This window comes from Streptomyces sp. NPDC107498 (assembly GCF_055582805.1).
Genome location: NZ_JBVJPE010000010.1, coordinates 197,789 through 213,827, shown reverse-complemented (window position 1 = coordinate 213,827; position 16,039 = coordinate 197,789). Strand labels below are relative to the sequence as shown.

Genomic DNA, 16,039 nt, shown 5'->3' with positions numbered 1-16,039 from the left:
AGGTGGCGGGGAGGCGCCGCCCCGCCGGGCGCGGCCTACTCCTCCGGTCCCAGCTCCGCCAGCGCGTTCGTCAGCCATTCCACCCAGAACCGCTCCAGGTCCACCCCGCCCCGCAGGACGACGTGGCGCAGCCGGTCCGGTTCGGTGCGGCGGCGCTCCGCCGGGAAGTCCCGCGCCTCGATCGCGAGGTACTCGTCCAACTGCTCCTGGTGCAGGGCGAGGTGGCGCTCCAGCTCGGCCCGGAGGCCCGCCGCCCCGACCATCGCCGCGGCCCGCATCCGCAGCAGCAGGGCGGACCGGAACGGCTTCGGGTCCTCGGACCGCGCGACCCAGTCGCTCAGTTCCGCCCGCCCGGCGGGCAGCACCTCGTACTCCTTCCTCTGCCCCCGCGCGGGCACCGGAGCGGGCAGGGCGCGGATGTGCCCCGCCTGCTCCAGTTTCCCGAGCTCGCGGTAGATCTGCTGGTGCGTGGCCGACCAGAAGTAGCCGATCGACTTGTCGAAGCGGCGCGTCAGTTCGAGGCCGGAGGACGGCTTTTCGAGCAGCGCGGTGAGAATCGCGTGCGGGAGGGACATGCTCGCATCCTAGGTTCGGCCGGCCGCGGTGATCACGGAGCGGCCGTCACAGGGCGGCGGCGAGCCGGGTGCCCTGGTCGATGGCCCGCTTCGCGTCCAGCTCGGCGGCGACGTCCGCGCCGCCGATGAGGTGCGCCGGGCGGCCCGCGGCGACCAGCTCCTCGTACAGGTCGCGGCGCGGCTCCTGCCCCGCGCAGAGCACGACCGTGTCGACGGGCAGGACCTGTGCCTCGCCGTCGATCGTGACGTGCAGGCCGGCGTCGTCGATCCGCTCGTAGGAGACGCCCGCCACCATGGTGACCCCGCGGTGCTTGAGCTCGGTGCGGTGGATCCAGCCGGTCGTCTTGCCGAGGCCGGCGCCGACCTTGGTGGTCTTGCGCTGGAGCAGGTGCACCTGGCGCGGCGGCGCGTTCCGCTCGGGCGCGCGCAGTCCGCCCCGGTTCTCGTAGGAGGTGTCGACGCCCCACTGCCGGAAGTACGTCTCGGGGTCCCGGCTCGCGCCCTCGCCGCCGTCCGTGAGGAACTCGGCGACGTCGAAGCCGATGCCGCCGGCGCCGATGATCGCGACCCGCTCGCCGACCGGGGCGCCGTCCCGCAGCACGTCGAGGTAGCTGAGGACGCTCGGGTGGTCCTCACCCGCGATGCCGGGCGTGCGGGGGGTGACGCCGGTGGCGACGACGACCTCGTCGTACCCCTCCAGGTCGGCCGCCGACACGTACGTGTTCAGGCGGACGTCGATGCCGTGCTCGGCGAGCTGGACGCGGAAGTACCGCAGCGTCTCGTCGAACTCCTCCTTGCCCGGCACCCGCTTGGCGACGTTCAGCTGGCCGCCGATCTCGGCGGCCCCGTCGAAGAGGGTGACGGAGTGGCCGCGCCCGGCCGCCGCCACCGCGCAGGAGAGCCCGGCCGGGCCCGCGCCGACGACCGCGACGCGCTTGGCGAGGCGGGTGGGGGAGAGGACCAGCTCGGTCTCGTGGCAGGCGCGCGGGTTGACCAGGCAGGAGGTGATCTTCAGGTTGAAGGTGTGGTCCAGGCAGGCCTGGTTGCAGCCGATGCAGGTGTTGATGGTGTCGGCGCGGCCGGCCGTCGCCTTGGCGACGAAGGCGGGGTCGGCGAGGAACGGCCGGGCCATCGAGACCAGGTCGGCGCGGCCGTCGGCGAGGATCTCCTCTGCGACCTCGGGGGTGTTGATGCGGTTGGAGGTGACGAGCGGCACGGAGACCGCGCCCATCAGCTTCTTCGTCACCCAGGTGTAGGCGCCGCGCGGCACGGAGGTGGCGATGGTGGGGATGCGCGCCTCGTGCCAGCCGATGCCGGTGTTGATGATGGTCGCGCCCGCGGCCTCGATCTCCTCGGCGAGCCGGACGACCTCCTCCAGGGTGGAGCCGCCGGGGACGAGGTCCAGCATGGAGAGGCGGTAGACGAGGATGAAGTCCTCGCCGACGCGCTCGCGGATCCGGCGGACGATCTCCAGCGGGAAGCGGACCCGGTTCTCGTACGAGCCGCCCCAGCGGTCGGTGCGCCGGTTGGTGGCGGCGGCGATGAACTCGTTGACGAGGTAGCCCTCGGAGCCCATCACCTCGACGCCGTCGTACCCGGCCTCCTTGGCCAGCTCGGCGCAGCGCGCGTAGTCCTCGACGGTCTGCTCGACCTCGGCGTCGGTCAGCTCGTTCGGCACGAAGGGGCTGATGGGCGCCTTGATCGGGCTGGGGCCGACGAGCCCGGCGTGGTAGGCGTAGCGGCCGAAGTGCAGGATCTGCATCGCGATCCGGCCGCCCTCGGCGTGCACGGCGTCGGTGATCAGCCGGTGCTCGGCGACCTCCTCGGCGGTGGTCAGCTTGGCCCCGCCGTCCCAGGGGCGGCCGGCCTCGTTGGGCGCGATGCCGCCGGTGACGATGAGCCCCACGCCGCCCCGGGCGCGCTCGGCGTAGAAGGCGGCCATGCGCTCGAAGCCGTGCTCGGTCTCCTCCAGGCCGACGTGCATCGACCCCATGATCACCCGGTTGGGCAGGGTGGTGAACCCGAGGTCGAGCGGGCTCAGCAGGTGCGGGTACGGGGTCATGGGGGGCGCCTCCTCGCGCAGGGGTCGTCGACCCCAGTTCTAGGCGACCCCGCACGCCTTCTGCAACTAGTTGCAGAAGAATCCGGGAGTGATGTCCACTACTCGGTGGCGAAGACCCGGGCGGGCGCCTCAGGAGGAACGGCGGGGCCCGGCCACCCCGGCCGCGAGCCACGCGTCCAGGTCCTCCGGCGTCCGGGGCTCCCCCGCGTCCGCGCCCAGCAGGCCGTGGGCCCGCAGGACACGGGCCACCGACGTGCCCCAGGGCCGGCGCAGCCGGGCCGCGGCCAGCAGGTCGTCGTCCGCGAGGAGCGCGGCGACCGGACCGGTGCGCAGACCGGCGGGGGAGAGCACCGCCGCCTCGTCGGCCCAGCGCAGGGCCAGATCCACGTCGTGCGTCGCCATCACCACCGTCGTCCCCGCCTCCCGCAGCCGCGCGAGGGCGTCGAGCAGCCGCTCCTGCCCGTGCGGGTCGAGCCCGGCCGTCGGCTCGTCCATGATCAGCACCCGGGGCCGCATCGCCACGGCGCCCGCGATCGCGGCCCGCTTCCGCTGCCCGTACGACAGCAGATGCGTCGGCCGGTCCTCCAGGGCCACGATGTCCAGTGCCTCCAGGGCCTCCCGCACCCGGAGCCGCACCTCCTCCTCCGGCAGCCCCAGGTTCGTCGGACCGAACGACACGTCCTGGCCGACCGAGGCCGCGAACAGCTGGTCGTCCGGATCCTGCACGACCAGCTGCACGGTGGTCCGCAGCCGGGTCAGCCCCTTCCGGTCGTACGCCACCTCGGCCCCGTCCAGGAGCAGCGCCCCGCTCCCGCACCGCAGCCCCCCGCTGAGGAGCCGCAGCAGCGTCGTCTTGCCGCTGCCGTTGCGGCCGAGGAGCGCGATCGCGCGCCCCTCCGCCACCGCGAAGTCCACCCCCGAAAGGACCGCTGGCCCGTCCTCGTAGGCGAAACCCGCCTTCACCAGCTCCACGACGGGGTTCGTCGGCCTCGGAGACGTCACGGAAGGGACCTTTCCAGTACGAGGGTGAGGGCGACGAGCCCCGTGAGGAGCACGCCCGTCGCCGCGAGGAACCGCCGGGAGACCGCGCAGGCCGGCACCAGGGCCCGCAGCGTCCCGTCGTAACCGCGCCCGGCGAGCCCGGACTGCAGGCGCTGCGCCCGGTCGAAGGCCCGCACGAACGTCGTCGCGCCGAGCCCGGCGAGCGAACGCCAGGTCGCGGCCCGGGTGGTGTGCCCGAGCCGGGCCGCCTGGGCCTGCCGGATCTTCGTCAGCGAGTCGAGCAGCAGGAAGATGATCCGGTACATCACGAGCGCCACGTCCACCACGGGCGCCGGGACGCCCGCCCGGACGAGCCGGGGCAGCACGTCGGACACCGGCGTGGTGAAGGCGAAGAGCAGCACCCCCAGCGAGGCCGAGGCGGTCCGCAGCAGCAGCTCGCCCGCGTGCGCGGGACCGTCGGGCGCGAGCGCCACGAGCCCGCGCGCGCCGCCCACCTCGAAGAGCAGCGGAACCGCCCCCGTCACACAGAAGCCGAGCGGGATGCGGAACGCCCGCCACAGCTGACGGCCCGGCACGCCGGCCGGACCGAGCAGCACCGCGAGCGTGGCCGCCGCCACGAGCGGGGCGCCCGGCCACGGCGGCAGACACACCGCGCACAGCGTCAGACCGAAGCCGAGGACGGCCTTCTCCACGGGATGGCGGCGGCGCCAGCGACTGCTGTGCGCCGCCGCGTCGATCGGCAGCATCGGCGCTACGCGCCCGCGTCCTCGGCACCCGACGGACCCGCACCCGAAGCACGGGCGGCGGGGGCCGCCCCGGGGCCCGGGGTTCCGCGGCCTGCTTCCGGCCCCGGGGTACCGGAGCCCGCGGTTCCGGTCCTTGCTCCCGCACCCGCGGTTCCGTGGTCTGCGGTTCCGACGCCCGCTCCCGGGCTCGCGGTACCCGCGACCGTCTCCGGGTCCGCGGTACCGGAGCCCGCGGCGGCGCTCGTGGTGCCGGACGGCGTCCCGGCGCTCGTGGCGCCCGGGGTCGTCCCGCCGCTGCCGGCGGGGCCGTCGGCCCCGCCCGCCCGGGCGTCGGCGCGGGCCAGGCTCCCGGCTCCGACGGCGCTCCCGGTCCCGACGGTGCTCCCGGCCCGGTCGGCGGCCTCGACCGGGCCGGCGGCCTCGGCCTCGGACGCGGCGCGGGCCGCGCCCTGGCGGCGACCGCGCCGCAGGCCGAAGTAGTACGCCAGGACACCGGCGCCGATCGCCGCCTGGAGGGCGAAGAGCGCCGACTCGATCTCGCCGGACGGCGGCTCGTACAGCGGGCTGAACCACGGCTCGTAGTCCGGCTGGAGCTCGGTGATCGCGGTCTCCGCCTCCCCGTCCGCCCCGGCGAACGGCTGCTCCTTGTGGTCGCCGAGGCCCAGCGCGAGCGGCAGGACCGCGAGCGCGGCGACGACGAGCAGCAGCAGGGTGTTGATCCTCGCGTTCCGGCTCATCGCGCGACCGCCTCCTCGCGCCGTTCGGTCCGTGCCGGGCCGAGGACGCCGAGCCGGGTCAGCTCGCCCTTGCTGGACTGCGTGAGCAGCCGCATCACGAGCACCGTGAGCAGGCCCTCGCTCACCGCCAGCGGAATCTGGGTCACGGCGAAGATCCCGCCGAACTTGGCCAGCGCGCCGGGCACACCGCTGCCGGGGTCGGGGAACGCCAGGGCCAGCTGCACGCTGGTGACGCAGTACGTGGACAGGTCGGCGACGAACGCGCCGAAGAAGACGGCCACCATCAGGGGCGTGCCGAACCGCCGGAGCAGCTGGTACGTCCCGTACCCCGCCCACGGCCCGACGATCGCCATGGAGAAGGCGTTCGCGCCGAGCGTCGTCAGCCCGCCGTGCGCGAGCAGCAGGGCCTGGAAGAGCAGGGTGATCGTTCCGAGGACCGCCACGATCGGCGGCCGGAACAGGATCGCGCCCAGGCCCGTACCGGTCGGGTGCGAACAACTGCCGGTGACCGAAGGCAACTTGAGTGCCGACAGGACGAAGGTGAAGGCGCCGGAGGCGCCGAGCAGCAGGGTGGATTCGGGGTTCGAGCGCACCTCGCGGGTCAGCGCGCGCACTCCGTGGACGACGAACGGAGCGGCCGCGACGCCCCAGGCGGCGGCGTGCACAGGGGGCAGATACCCCTCGGCTATATGCATGATCGGGAGACCCTCTCCAGCACCTCGTGGATGGACAGCGCACCCTGGCCGGTCTCCTGGCTGACGGTCATACGGCCCGACTCCGCCTTCCCACACCGTCGCGGTCTCCCACGACGGTCCAGTGGCTTCCCCGAGGTGTTCCCCCGGGGGTGGAGCCGGACCTCCCGATCACAGTGGCGAGGGCCGCACCGGTACCGCACCGGTTTCCCGTACACCAAGGCCCTGCGACATTAGTGTGTTGACCTGCTGGATCACAACACGGCCACCACGCGGCGCGTCCTCCCGGTCACCCGGCGCACTCGGCCCCGCGCTCACTGCTTGCGGTAGGCGTACGCCTCCGAGGCCGCCGCCGCCACCGCGTCGAGATCCCCGCCGGCGCTCGCCGTCACCAGCGCGGCGACCGCGCCCTCGACGAACGGCGCGTCCACCAGACGGGAGCCCCCGGGCAGTTCGTCGCCCTCGGCGAGCAGCGCCTTCACGGTGAGGACCGCGCTGCCCAGGTCGACGAGGAGCGCGACCCCGGCGCCCCGGTCGACGGCCTCGGCCGCCGTGCGGATCAGCTCGGAACTCGTCCCGAGGCCACCGTCCGGGGTCCCGCCCGCGGGCAGGACCGGCGCGAGGTCGCCGCCGCCCGCGAGGCCACGGGCCAGCTCGGCGACGGCCGTCGCGACCGCCGCGCTGTGCGAGACGAGCACGATGCCGACGGGCGCCGGGCCCTCCGGGCTCATCGTGCCCCCTCCGCCCGCGCGGTGGCAGCGAGGGCGGCGAAGAGCAGCGCCGACGACGTCGCCCCCGGATCCTGGTGCCCGACCGACCGCTCCCCGAGGTAACTGGCCCTGCCCTTGCGCGCCCGGAGGGGCACGGTCGAGAGGGCGCCCTCCTCGGCGGCGGCGCGGGCCGCCTCGTACGAGTTCCGCAGCCCTTCCACGCCCGGGACGAGCGCGTCCAGCATCGTCTTGTCGCCCACCTGGGCACCGCCCAGCTGCGACACGGCGGCCACACCGGCGCCGAGCGCCTCCGCCAACCGCTCCCGGGTGACCTCTCCGTCCTCGCCCAGGGACTTCCCGGCACGCCGCAGCAGCGTCCCGTACAGCGGTCCCGAAGCGCCGCCGACGGTGGAGATGAGCTGCCGTCCGGCGGCGGTGAGCACCGCACCCGGGCTCGCGGGCGGCTCCTTCGCCAGCGTCTCCGTCACGGCGGCGAACCCCCGCCTGAGATTGGCGCCGTGATCGGCGTCGCCGATGGCCGAGTCCAGCTCGGTGAGCCGGTCCGCCTCCCGGTCGACGTCCCCGGCCACCGCGGCCAGCCAGCGCACCAGGAACCCGGCGCCGAAGGTCTCCGTCATCCCGTTCCCCCTTCCCGTCCCGCGTCTCACCGGCCCCAGCGCAGCGCGGGCGTCCGCACCGGCGCGTCCCACAGGCGCAGCAGCTCCTCGTCGACCTCGCACAGGGTCACCGAGCACCCCGCCATGTCGAGCGAGGTCACGTAGTTCCCGACCAGGGTCCGGGCCACCGGCACCTTCCGCTCGGCGAGCACCCGCTGGACCTCGGCGTTGAACCCGTACAGCTCCAGGAGCGGCGTCCCGCCCATCCCGTTCACCAGGACGATGACCGGCCCGGACGGACTCAGGTCCTCCACGACGGCGTCGACGGCGAAGTCCGCGATCTCCCGCGAGGTCATCATGGGCCGCCGCTCCCGGCCGGGCTCGCCGTGGATGCCGATCCCCAACTCCAGCTCCCCCTCCGGGAGGTCGAAGGTCGGGCTGCCCTTGGCGGGGGTCGTGCAGGCGCTCAGGGCCACCCCGAAGGACCGGCACCGCTCGTTCACCCGGCGGGCGATCGCCTCCACCCGCTCCAGCGGGGCGCCCTCCTCGGCGGCGGCGCCCGCGATCTTCTCCACGAACAGCGTGCCGCCGGTGCCGCGCCGGCCCGCCGTGTACAGACTGTCCGTCACCGCCACGTCGTCGTCGACGAGGACCTTGGCGACCTGGATCCCCTCGTCCTCGGCGAGCTCCGCGGCCATCTCGAAGTTCAGCACGTCACCGGTGTAGTTCTTGACGACGAACAGCACCCCGGCGCCGCTGTCGACCGCGGCGGCGGCCCGCACCATCTGATCGGGCACGGGCGAGGTGAACACCTCGCCGGGACACGCGGCCGCCAGCATGCCGGGACCCACGAAACCCCCGTGCAGCGGCTCGTGCCCGGACCCCCCGCCGGACACCAGCGCCACCTGCCCCGCCACGGGCGCGTCCCGCCGCACCACCACGCGCCGCTCCACGTCCACGGTCAGCTCGGGATGCGCCGCGGCCATCCCCCGCAGAGCGTCGGCGACGACGGTCTCGGGAACGTTGATCAGCATCCTCACGGATACCTCCTGGTGAGACTGGCAGGCACGCTGCTGGATAGGGTCTTTGCAGGTCAGGGCGGGTAGGGCGAGTGATGGATCGTGGCGGTTCACGGTCTGGAGGGACGGTCCTGAGCGGTACTGGCGCCGCGTCGACGCCGACTTTCCTGACGATAAATCAGCCGAGGGTCAGGGGGACGTGTTCTGCATGTGCGCAGCACGGAGAGATTATCGACGCCCGATCGCGCACGCGCACGGGTGCGGACGTGGCCGGCGGCGTGTCGGGGTTCAACGGCACGGTCGGAAGGAGGCGGCGCCCGCCGGGCCGGCCGACGGTCGAGGAGTACGCGAAGCAGTGGCGGCCGCGGCAGCGCAGGATGACGGACCACTCCACGGGGGAGCACGTCGAGGGTTCGATCAACGTGCACATCGTCCCGCGCCTGGGAGCGCGGAAGCCGAACTCGGTCACACCGATGGTGGTCGAGCGGTTCCTGATGGAACGGCGCCGGGTGAGGAAGCTCTTCGCGGACCTCCCGCCGGAGGAAGGTGTCGGGATGTACGGCTTCCGGCACTGCTTCGCCTCGAACGCCCTCGGCAACGGCATCCCGATCACCGACGTGGTGGAGTGGACGGGGCACGAGTCCATCGAGGAGACGTACCGCACCTGACGGCACCTGATGCCGGGCAGCATCACCGAACAGGGCGTTCGCACTGCTGTGCCGCTTCCGTCGCCTGCGGATCCGTTGGGAGATCCGCGACGACATCCACGGGGCCTTCCCGTCCCTCGCGTATGCGCTCATCTGCGCCTTTCCGCGCGGCCGGGCCGCGCCGGCCGGCCGACCGGTCGTGCCTGCCGAGTTCTCCGGCACCGCCGCGATGCGCGACGTTCGCCCCCGTGCGGAAATGGAGGCGAGGTGTCGACCGGTCCGGCAGACGAGCGCTAGGGAGCCCGAGGCGATGGGAAGGTGGAAGGCGCTGGCCGTGCTGGGCACGGCCCAGTTTCTGATGGTCCTGGACACCGCCGTGATGAACGTGTCCATCAGCCGGTTGGTGGAGGACTTCCACACCACCGTCACTGCGATCCAGACCGTGATCGCCCTGTACGCGCTGGTGATGGCGGCGTTCATGATCACCGGGGGCAAGCTCGGCGACCTGCTCGGCCGCCGCCGCGCCTTCGGCCTCGGGCTCGTGGTCTACGGGGTCGGCTCGGCGATCACCGCGGCTGCGCCCGTGCTGTGGGTGCTGACGCTGGGCTGGTCGGTCATCGAGGGCCTGGGCGCCGCGATCGTCCTGCCCGCCCTGGCGGCGCTGGTCGCGGGGTCCTACCGAGGACGGGACCGGGCGCTGGCCTACGGGGTCATCGGCGGCCTCTCGGGCGTCGGCATCGCCGTCGGGCCGCTGCTGGGCGGATGGGTGACCACCTACCTCACCTGGCGGCTGGTCTTCGTGGGCGAGGTGGTCGTGGTCGTCGTGATTCTCGCGCTGCTGCGCTGGATCGAGGCCCCGCCGGAGGCCGCCCGGCGGGTGCGGCTCGACGTCGTCGGCGCGGTGCTGTGCGCGGCGGGTCTGGCGGGGATCGTGCTCGGCATCCTGCAGAGCAGTTCCTGGGGCTGGCTGCGGCCGAAGAACTCGCCGTTCACCGTGTTCGGGTTCTCCGCCACGCCGTTCGTCATCGCGGCGGGAGCCGTGGTGCTCGGCCTGTTCGTCAGCTGGGAGCGGCGGCGGGAGGCGCGCGGCGCGGACCCGCTGATCCGCCTGGAGCTGTTCCGGGTGCCGACGTTGCGGGCCGGGCTGTCCACGCTGCTGATCCAGAGCACCATCCTGCTGGGCCTGTTCTTCGTCATCCCGCTCTACCTCCAGGTGGTCCAGGGGTTCAGCGCCTTCCAGACCGGCCTGCGGCTGCTTCCGGCCTCGGTGACCATGCTGGTCGCCGCCATGAGCGGTTCCGCGCTGGCCCGCGTCGCTTCGCCCCGGACGGTGGTTCGCTGCGGCCTGCTGGTCATGCTCGGGGCCGTCGTCTGGCTGCTCGCCACCGTCAAGCCGGTGATCGACGACCTCTCCTTTGCTCTCGCCATGGCCCTGCTCGGGCTCGGCATGGGCCTGCTGGCCTCGCAACTGGGCAACGTCGTCCAGTCCAGCGTGGGGGAGGAGGCGCGCAGCGAGGCGGGCGGCCTGCAGAACACGGCCCAACAGTTCGGCTCGGCCCTCGGCACGGCCCTGATCGGCGCCATTCTGATCGCCGGCCTCGCCGGAGCCCTGACCAAGCAGATCGAGGCGGACCCGCGGATCTCCCAGGCGGTGCGTCAGCAGGTCGGCGTGGCGCTCGAGGCCGGGGTGCAGTTCGTGCCGACCGACCAGGTGTCCGCCGCGCTGAAGCAGGAGCAGGTACCCCCCGAACAGGCCCAGCACCTCGTCGACGCGTACGCCGCCGCGCAGCTCAACGGGCTGAAGGCCGCGATCCTCGCGGCGGGCGGCATCACCCTGTGCGGCTTCGGCTTCACCCGCCGTCTGCCCGCGCGGCGGCTCGCCGCGGAAGAGGACGTCCCGAGCGGCGAGAGGTGAGCTCCGGGCTTACGTTGAAGAGACGGAAGTCGGCGCGCAGGCGGGGTGATCGGGCCCGAACGCGCCGACGTGGAGGTGGGTTGCCCATGTCCGACCGCGCCGATTCCCCTTCCGGAACCTCCCGGGATCCGGGGGAGTTCCTCGGCGATCTCGCCATGTCCTGGGTGTGGTGGCTCGTCAGCGGGTTGCTCACCGTGATCGCGGGGATCATTCTGCTGAGCTGGCCCCATGCGACGGTTCGGGTCGTCGCCGTCGTCATGGGGCTGCAACTGCTGCTGTCGGGGGTCGTCCGCCTGGTCCGCGCCTTCGGGCGTCAGGATCCGGGGGACACCAGCCGCCCGCTGCAGGTGCTGGTGGCGCTGCTGGCGGTGCTGGCCGGTGTCCTGGTGCTGCGTCACCAGCTGGAGACGGTGGGCGTGATCACGATCCTGGTCGGCCTCTACTGGCTCGTCGGGGGCATCGTGACCATCTATCTGGCCGTCGACCGCCCGATCCGCCACCGCGGCTGGATCTTCGGCCTCGGGGCGCTCGGCGTCGCCGCGGGCGTGGTCCTGCTGAGCTCGCCGGTGGTCAGCGCCCTGACGCTCACCCGGCTCCTCGGTGTCTGGCTGATTCTCCTCGGCCTGCTCGACGTCGTGGTCTCGATCGTCGCGCGGATCGCCGTGGGACATCGCGCGCCCGGCTGACACCGCGCGCCGGTCAGTGCCGGTCGCCGTCGGCGTCGCCCCCGTCGGCCTGGCGGCCGCGGGCCGGTTCCTCGCGCACGGTGTGCCAGCGCTCCCGCATCTGGTCGACGACGTCGGCCCACTCCTGGCGGATCCCGTCGTCCTGCGGCGGCTGGTCCCCGGCGATCCTGACGAGCTCGACGTGCACCTCCCGCCCGATCGCGCAACAGCCCACGAGGGTGAGCATCCCCCCGAACAGCGCGGTGGTCAGCGCGAAGACGGCTCCGACCGTGCCGTGGCGCGTCGCGTAGGAGTCGAAGAGTCGCGGCAGGTACACCGCCGCCCCGAACCAGTACACGGCCGTGCATCCGGCCGCCGGCACGCCGAACGGGACCAGATCGGACCACGCGACGCGCTTCGCGCTCAGCACCCGGCCGCTCCAGACCAGGAACGCCACCGTCAGTGGCAGCTGCGCGAACGCCGACGCCAGGCCGAACCTGCCCCGGTCGAGCAGGGCGTGCAGCCGGCCACGATCGTGCAGCCGACGAGCGCGAGCAGCCGGCGCAGGCCGTTCAGCGTGTTGCGCACACTCAGCGGCGGCAGCTCCCAGGTCTGCTCGAAGAGCCGCTGGGCCGCGCGGGCGAAGCTCAGCGCGGAAACCCCCGCAACCACCTGGCCTTCCTCGGCCTCGCCGCAGCCATCTGCTGCTGCAAGCGACTCGTCCGCCTCAGCACATGGGACACGGTGCCATGCGGGCGACGCTTCGCCCGGCCGGTACGGAACCGGCCGGGCGGAGCGCCACGCGTCCTGCGTGTCCGGCGGGCGGCGCTACCTCTTGCGGGCCTTGCTCACCAGGAACGCCACCCCGACGATGACGACCAGGACGACGGCGATGATCCAGAAGGGCGGAGTGCCCTCCCCGGCGCCCTTGGCCAGGAACTGCCCGTACGACATGGTGTCCTCCCGCTGCTGTGTACCTGTTTCGATGCCTAATTCAGGGCGCTGCTTGCGGCCTTCTCGCCCAGTTCGCCCGCCCTGTATCCGATGCCGAAGCAGGTGGCGCCGACAGCCAGACCGCCCACGCCTGCGGTGGCTGCGCTGACGGCGGCGGCGACCGCGCCGCACCCGGCCTCGGCGGCGGCACCCGCCGCCGAGGCCGACCCCCGTGGCCAGGGCGTCCTTGTAGTTGCCCTCGTACACGTCCTTGGCCATGCTGCCGATGTCGTACATGTCGAAGCCCTTGCCGACCGCGTCGAAGAAAGCCAGCCCGGTCGGGTCGATGCGGTTGACGGGGTCGCCTTCGGCGTGGAGGTACGGGTTCTTCTCCTGGCCGGAGGGGTCGGTGCTGGTGAAGCGGCCGATGTTTGGGGTCGTAGTAGCGGGCGGCGAAGTGGCAGAGGCCCGTCGGGTCGTGATAGCCGCCGGCGAACTGGTAGGGCTGCGGGACCTGTTCGGAGGTCCCGGCGCGCTGGACTCCGCGGGGGCCGTAGGAGTACGAGTTGACCTTCGTGCCGGTCTCGTCGGCGAGCGCCACGACCGAACCGAGTGCGTCGGTGAGGTAGTAGTAGGTCTTGCCGCCGGTGGTCATGGAGTTCAGGGTGCCCCCGGGTTCACATTGAATCCCGTGTCGACGCCCTGGGAGGTGAGGTTGCCGGCCAGGTCGTAGCAGTACTGCCAGGACGAGTCGAGGGTGGTGCCCTTCTCCTCCTTGGCGTTTGTTGACCCGGTTCCAGGTGTAGTCGGTGACGCCCGCCGGGTCCTCGTAGGTGTCCACGTTGCCGGCCGGGGTATAGGTCAGGCGGGTCTGCGAGCCGTTCTGCAGGGTGCGGACGGTCTCGCGGGACAGCGGGTCGAAGGCGTAGGCGGTGACGCCGGTGCCGTCCGAGCGCTGGGTGAGGTTTCCGTCTCCGTCGTAGGAGTAGGTGACGGCGGCGTACCCGGAGGTGTCGACCTTGGTGACGCGGTCGCGGTGGTCGTAGGTGGAGAGGGTCGTGACGCCGCGGCCGTCCTTGGCGGAGGCGGGCCGCCCCAGGTCGTCACAGGCGTACGTCGTCACACCGAGGGGGGCGGGCGGGGTGACCTTGGTCAGATTGCCCTTCGCGTCGTACGTGAAGGACGTGGAGACCGACTTGGTCGACGACATCTTCGTCGTGACCTTGCAGCGCTGGCCTTCGAACCCACCGCAGGTGGCGGTGGCGGGGTTGTCGTCGAAGGACTGTGTCCCGCCGCCCGTGCCGGTCACGGCGACCGACTTGGTGTTGCCGGCGGTGTCGTAGGTGTAGTCCGTCTTCTCCCCGTCGACGGTCGTCATCGAGCCGGGCAGATCCGCGCCCGAGAGCGTCTGGTAACCGGCCACGGCGGCAGTGGCTCCGGTGGGCAGCTTCGCCGAGGTGAGATTGTCGCGTGTGTCCCAGCCGTAGGTGGTGACATTGCCACCGACACCCATCGCGTCCGTCGCGGTCTGCACGTTGTTGTTCCCGTCGAAGGTCTTCGAACGGGAGTGGCCGAGCGCGTCGGTCACCTTCGTGACCCTGCCCTCCGCGTCGTGCTCGTACTTCGTGGCGTTCTGCTCGGGGTCGGTGACGGTCGTCGTGCCCGCGTCGGAGGGGTAAGCGCCGGTGTAGGCGTAGGTGTACGTGGGGCCGGTGTGTCCGGAGCTGCCGGTCCGGGTGGCCCGCAGCATGGAGATCACCCGGTTCTGGGCGTCGTGGCTGAAGACCGTCACCCGCCCTTCCGGGGTCGTGACCTTGGTGATCCTTCCATCGGCGTCGAAGGCGTAAGAGGTGGCCGCCGGCGTCGAGATCGAAGACGGCGGTCCGGCCGGTGTGGTCCTTGGCCTGCCACTGGTCGGGATACGTCTTGAGCAGGTCGATCCAGCGGCCCGAACGGGTCTCGGTCAGCCTGAAGCCCTTGTGCTCGCCGGTCTCGTCGTGCTGGTCGACCGTGATCGTGCCCTTGTTGCGGTCGGTGACCTTCGTCAGGGCCCCTGCAGCGAGTCGTGGGTACGTGCCAGGCGCAGTTTCTGTCCCACTCCGGCGACCTCGAAGTCGGTCGCGGCCAGCATGAGGTTGCCGTTGGACAGGTTGATCCGCGCGACGAGGGAGTCGGTGATGCGGAAGTCCGAGATCTGGTGCCAGGGCACCGAGCCCTGTCCCTCGGGCACCCATACCAGGGTTCCGGCCTCGCCTGCCGTGGGGCCGGCCGTGACCCGCCCCCCGTTCGACGGGGCGCCGCCGGTGCGGGCGCGTTCTTTCTGTGCCGCCCGCCAGGCCGCCTCTTCCTTCGACGGCGCCGCCTCGGGCTTGCCGGGCAGGGGCTTGGTCGATCCCACCTTGACCGGCGGGATCTCCAGAGGCGCCGCCTTCTTGCCCCAGACCGAGCCGGGGCCCGGACCGGCCGCGGGTGAGGCGGCGAGCGCCGGCAGCGCCGACGCGCCCAGCGCGAGAACCGCGATCGCCGCGGTCAGTGAGTGTCTTGCCGTCATACGGGCACGCCGAGAAGGCGCGCCGGAAGCACGCGAAGCCATGCACTTCCCCCCACGGGAAGAGATGTCACAGCAGCCCCATCGGCCACTGGAGCCGCACACGCTGCCACAGCCGCTTTCCGACCGGCCGGTGCCTGCCCGCCATCCAGTCGCACGCACGGGCGAGAAGCGGACAAGTATGCGACTGACCTTTCCGCCTCAAACCATGTCTCAGGGCAACACTTGCCATGTCGCAAGGCGCTTTTCCTGAGAGGCGAGCTGACCGGAAAATGTTTTCCGCGAAAGCGGCCGATCGCTTCCCGTTCCCCCGATCGGCCGGCCTCGACGTCCCCTTCCCAGATCGAAAGCCACGGCCGTGCCATCGCCACGACCACTCCCGACGGCTTACCCGTCGGCGGAGCCGATGGTTCGGCTGTACAGCTCCTCGGCGACACGGTGCGCCGCGTGACTGTCGGGTCGGGCGCAGAGGCCCAGGACGGAACCGGTGCCGTGGGCCGTGCCGGTGTTGCCGTCCCTCGCCATGCTCGCGGGCGTGCGGGGTCAGCGGGCGATGGAGAGCGCGAACGGTGCGAATCCGTTGGAGCGGATCACGTGCGGCACGAACAGGACCGCGGCCTCCGTGGCGCGGGCGGTCCTGATCCCACCGAGGTCGGTGATCCACTCCTTCTGCCAGCCGAGGTCGGTGAGCAGTTCGTGGACGGTCCGCTTGGCCTGGGGGTCGTCGCCGGAGAGGAACGCGGTGGGCGGGTGGGTGAGGAGGGAGGGCGCGGTCATCACCGGGAAGAGCATGGTGTTGAGCGTCTTGACGACGCGGGTCTCGGGGAGCGCCTCCTGGAGCTGTTCGGCGAGGCTGGAGCCGGGGTGGAGCAGGTCGCCGGGCAGGCCGTCGGGGCCGTCGGTGGTGGCGTTGGACACGTCGACGAGGATCTTGCCCCGGAGCTCCTCGCGCAGCGCGGTGAGACGTTCCAGTGAGCCGGCGCCCGGGGTGGCGTTGATGACGACCCGGGCCGTGCGGGCGGCGTGCGCGGCGGCTCCCTGCGTGCGGTCCGCCACGGTGACCCGGTGTCCTGCTCGGGTGAGGGCGGTGGCCAGGTTGCCGCCGACGCGGCCGTTCCCGAGTACGGCGATCTCGTTCATGATGATTCGCTCCTCTTGGTCTTTCGGTTCT

At 72.5% G+C, this 16,039-nt stretch carries 16 protein-coding genes, 2 pseudogenes and 1 riboswitch; of the genes and pseudogenes, 3 read left to right on the top strand and 15 right to left on the bottom strand.

Translation table 11 applies throughout. The annotated features are described in order from the left end of the window. Nucleotides 1-35 precede the first annotated feature (35 nt). The 9 genes from ACZ66Z_RS19805 to dhaK form a co-directional block, all read right to left on the bottom strand. Complete coding sequence (locus ACZ66Z_RS19805; RefSeq protein ID WP_469935614.1) at nucleotides 36-575, bottom strand: PadR family transcriptional regulator; 540 nt, start codon at nucleotides 573-575, stop codon at nucleotides 36-38. Between the two features lie 46 nt (nucleotides 576-621). Then, nucleotides 622-2,637: an oxidoreductase gene (locus ACZ66Z_RS19800; RefSeq protein WP_469935612.1), complete on the bottom strand. Its 2,016-nt coding sequence runs from the start codon at nucleotides 2,635-2,637 to the stop codon at nucleotides 622-624. A 129-nt stretch (nucleotides 2,638-2,766) separates the two neighbouring features. Next, nucleotides 2,767-3,639 carry an ATP-binding cassette domain-containing protein gene (locus tag ACZ66Z_RS19795; RefSeq protein ID WP_469935610.1) on the bottom strand — a complete coding sequence of 291 codons (873 nt, stop codon included), beginning with the start codon at nucleotides 3,637-3,639 and terminating at the stop codon, nucleotides 2,767-2,769. Beyond that, nucleotides 3,636-4,385 (bottom strand): cobalt ECF transporter T component CbiQ, encoded by a 750-nt coding sequence (gene cbiQ / locus ACZ66Z_RS19790; RefSeq protein ID WP_469935608.1) that lies wholly within the window; start codon nucleotides 4,383-4,385, stop codon nucleotides 3,636-3,638. Before cbiQ ends, ACZ66Z_RS19795 begins: the two co-directional genes overlap by 4 nt. A 5-nt stretch (nucleotides 4,386-4,390) precedes the next feature. Next, nucleotides 4,391-5,122: an energy-coupling factor ABC transporter substrate-binding protein gene (locus tag ACZ66Z_RS19785; protein WP_469935606.1), complete on the bottom strand. Its 732-nt coding sequence runs from the start codon at nucleotides 5,120-5,122 to the stop codon at nucleotides 4,391-4,393. Beyond that, nucleotides 5,119-5,817, bottom strand: a complete 699-nt coding sequence (locus ACZ66Z_RS19780; protein WP_469935604.1) for an energy-coupling factor ABC transporter permease — start codon at nucleotides 5,815-5,817, stop codon at nucleotides 5,119-5,121. Before ACZ66Z_RS19780 ends, ACZ66Z_RS19785 begins: the two co-directional genes overlap by 4 nt. A 29-nt stretch (nucleotides 5,818-5,846) precedes the next feature. Next, nucleotides 5,847-6,051, bottom strand: a riboswitch (cobalamin riboswitch). 77 nt (nucleotides 6,052-6,128) lie between these two features. After that, nucleotides 6,129-6,545: a PTS-dependent dihydroxyacetone kinase phosphotransferase subunit DhaM gene (locus tag ACZ66Z_RS19775; RefSeq protein WP_469935602.1), complete on the bottom strand. Its 417-nt coding sequence runs from the start codon at nucleotides 6,543-6,545 to the stop codon at nucleotides 6,129-6,131. Further along, the gene (gene dhaL / locus ACZ66Z_RS19770) at nucleotides 6,542-7,162 is read right to left on the bottom strand and encodes a dihydroxyacetone kinase subunit DhaL (protein WP_469935600.1); all 621 of its coding nucleotides are present in this window, start codon (nucleotides 7,160-7,162) and stop codon (nucleotides 6,542-6,544) included. The genes ACZ66Z_RS19775 and dhaL overlap by 4 nt, the downstream gene beginning before the upstream one ends. A 26-nt stretch (nucleotides 7,163-7,188) precedes the next feature. Further along, nucleotides 7,189-8,181: a dihydroxyacetone kinase subunit DhaK gene (dhaK, locus tag ACZ66Z_RS19765; protein WP_469935598.1), complete on the bottom strand. Its 993-nt coding sequence runs from the start codon at nucleotides 8,179-8,181 to the stop codon at nucleotides 7,189-7,191. A 473-nt stretch (nucleotides 8,182-8,654) separates the two neighbouring features. Here dhaK and ACZ66Z_RS19760 point away from each other — a divergent pair. The 3 genes and pseudogenes from ACZ66Z_RS19760 to ACZ66Z_RS19750 all read left to right on the top strand — a co-directional run. Further along, a pseudogene (locus ACZ66Z_RS19760) lies at nucleotides 8,655-8,825 on the top strand (tyrosine-type recombinase/integrase); the annotation flags it as partial. Nucleotides 8,826-9,117: 292 nt separating this feature from the next. After that, nucleotides 9,118-10,722, top strand: a complete 1,605-nt coding sequence (locus ACZ66Z_RS19755; RefSeq protein WP_469935596.1) for an MFS transporter — start codon at nucleotides 9,118-9,120, stop codon at nucleotides 10,720-10,722. 86 nt (nucleotides 10,723-10,808) lie between these two features. Then, nucleotides 10,809-11,408 carry an HdeD family acid-resistance protein gene (locus tag ACZ66Z_RS19750; protein WP_469935594.1) on the top strand — a complete coding sequence of 200 codons (600 nt, stop codon included), beginning with the start codon at nucleotides 10,809-10,811 and terminating at the stop codon, nucleotides 11,406-11,408. 13 nt (nucleotides 11,409-11,421) lie between these two features. Here ACZ66Z_RS19750 and ACZ66Z_RS19745 read toward each other — a convergent pair whose 3' ends face one another. From ACZ66Z_RS19745 to ACZ66Z_RS19720, 6 genes and pseudogenes are all read right to left on the bottom strand, one after another. Continuing rightward, complete coding sequence (locus ACZ66Z_RS19745; protein ID WP_469935592.1) at nucleotides 11,422-11,844, bottom strand: hypothetical protein; 423 nt, start codon at nucleotides 11,842-11,844, stop codon at nucleotides 11,422-11,424. Nucleotides 11,845-11,846: 2 nt separating this feature from the next. Continuing rightward, nucleotides 11,847-12,059: a hypothetical protein gene (locus ACZ66Z_RS19740; RefSeq protein ID WP_469935748.1), complete on the bottom strand. Its 213-nt coding sequence runs from the start codon at nucleotides 12,057-12,059 to the stop codon at nucleotides 11,847-11,849. Between the two features lie 156 nt (nucleotides 12,060-12,215). After that, entirely contained in the window at nucleotides 12,216-12,341 is a 126-nt protein-coding gene (locus tag ACZ66Z_RS19735) for a hypothetical protein (protein ID WP_469935746.1), read from the bottom strand. 309 nt (nucleotides 12,342-12,650) lie between these two features. After that, nucleotides 12,651-14,871: pseudogene (locus tag ACZ66Z_RS19730) on the bottom strand (RHS repeat-associated core domain-containing protein); the annotation flags it as partial. A 384-nt stretch (nucleotides 14,872-15,255) separates the two neighbouring features. Continuing rightward, nucleotides 15,256-15,393, bottom strand: a complete 138-nt coding sequence (locus ACZ66Z_RS19725; RefSeq protein WP_469935590.1) for a hypothetical protein — start codon at nucleotides 15,391-15,393, stop codon at nucleotides 15,256-15,258. 18 nt (nucleotides 15,394-15,411) lie between these two features. Then, complete coding sequence (locus ACZ66Z_RS19720) at nucleotides 15,412-16,008, bottom strand: NADPH-dependent F420 reductase (protein ID WP_469935588.1); 597 nt, start codon at nucleotides 16,006-16,008, stop codon at nucleotides 15,412-15,414. Between the last annotated feature and the right edge of the window lie 31 nt (nucleotides 16,009-16,039).

Bases quoted from the DNA above. Each gene is read 5' to 3' on its own strand.
- ACZ66Z_RS19805 (WP_469935614.1), bottom strand. From the start codon at position 575: ATGTCCCTCCCGCACGCGATTCTCACCGCGCTGCTCGAAAAGCCGTCC.
- ACZ66Z_RS19800 (WP_469935612.1), bottom strand. From the start codon at position 2,637: ATGACCCCGTACCCGCACCTGCTGAGCCCGCTCGACCTCGGGTTCACC.
- cbiQ (WP_469935608.1), bottom strand. From the start codon at position 4,385: ATGCTGCCGATCGACGCGGCGGCGCACAGCAGTCGCTGGCGCCGCCGC.
- ACZ66Z_RS19785 (WP_469935606.1), bottom strand. From the start codon at position 5,122: ATGAGCCGGAACGCGAGGATCAACACCCTGCTGCTGCTCGTCGTCGCC.
- ACZ66Z_RS19780 (WP_469935604.1), bottom strand. From the start codon at position 5,817: ATGCATATAGCCGAGGGGTATCTGCCCCCTGTGCACGCCGCCGCCTGG.
- ACZ66Z_RS19775 (WP_469935602.1), bottom strand. From the start codon at position 6,545: ATGAGCCCGGAGGGCCCGGCGCCCGTCGGCATCGTGCTCGTCTCGCAC.
- dhaL (WP_469935600.1), bottom strand. From the start codon at position 7,162: ATGACGGAGACCTTCGGCGCCGGGTTCCTGGTGCGCTGGCTGGCCGCG.
- ACZ66Z_RS19755 (WP_469935596.1), top strand. From the start codon at position 9,118: ATGGGAAGGTGGAAGGCGCTGGCCGTGCTGGGCACGGCCCAGTTTCTG.
- ACZ66Z_RS19750 (WP_469935594.1), top strand. From the start codon at position 10,809: ATGTCCGACCGCGCCGATTCCCCTTCCGGAACCTCCCGGGATCCGGGG.
- ACZ66Z_RS19735 (WP_469935746.1), bottom strand. From the start codon at position 12,341: ATGTCGTACGGGCAGTTCCTGGCCAAGGGCGCCGGGGAGGGCACTCCG.
- ACZ66Z_RS19725 (WP_469935590.1), bottom strand. From the start codon at position 15,393: ATGGCGAGGGACGGCAACACCGGCACGGCCCACGGCACCGGTTCCGTC.
- ACZ66Z_RS19720 (WP_469935588.1), bottom strand. From the start codon at position 16,008: ATGAACGAGATCGCCGTACTCGGGAACGGCCGCGTCGGCGGCAACCTG.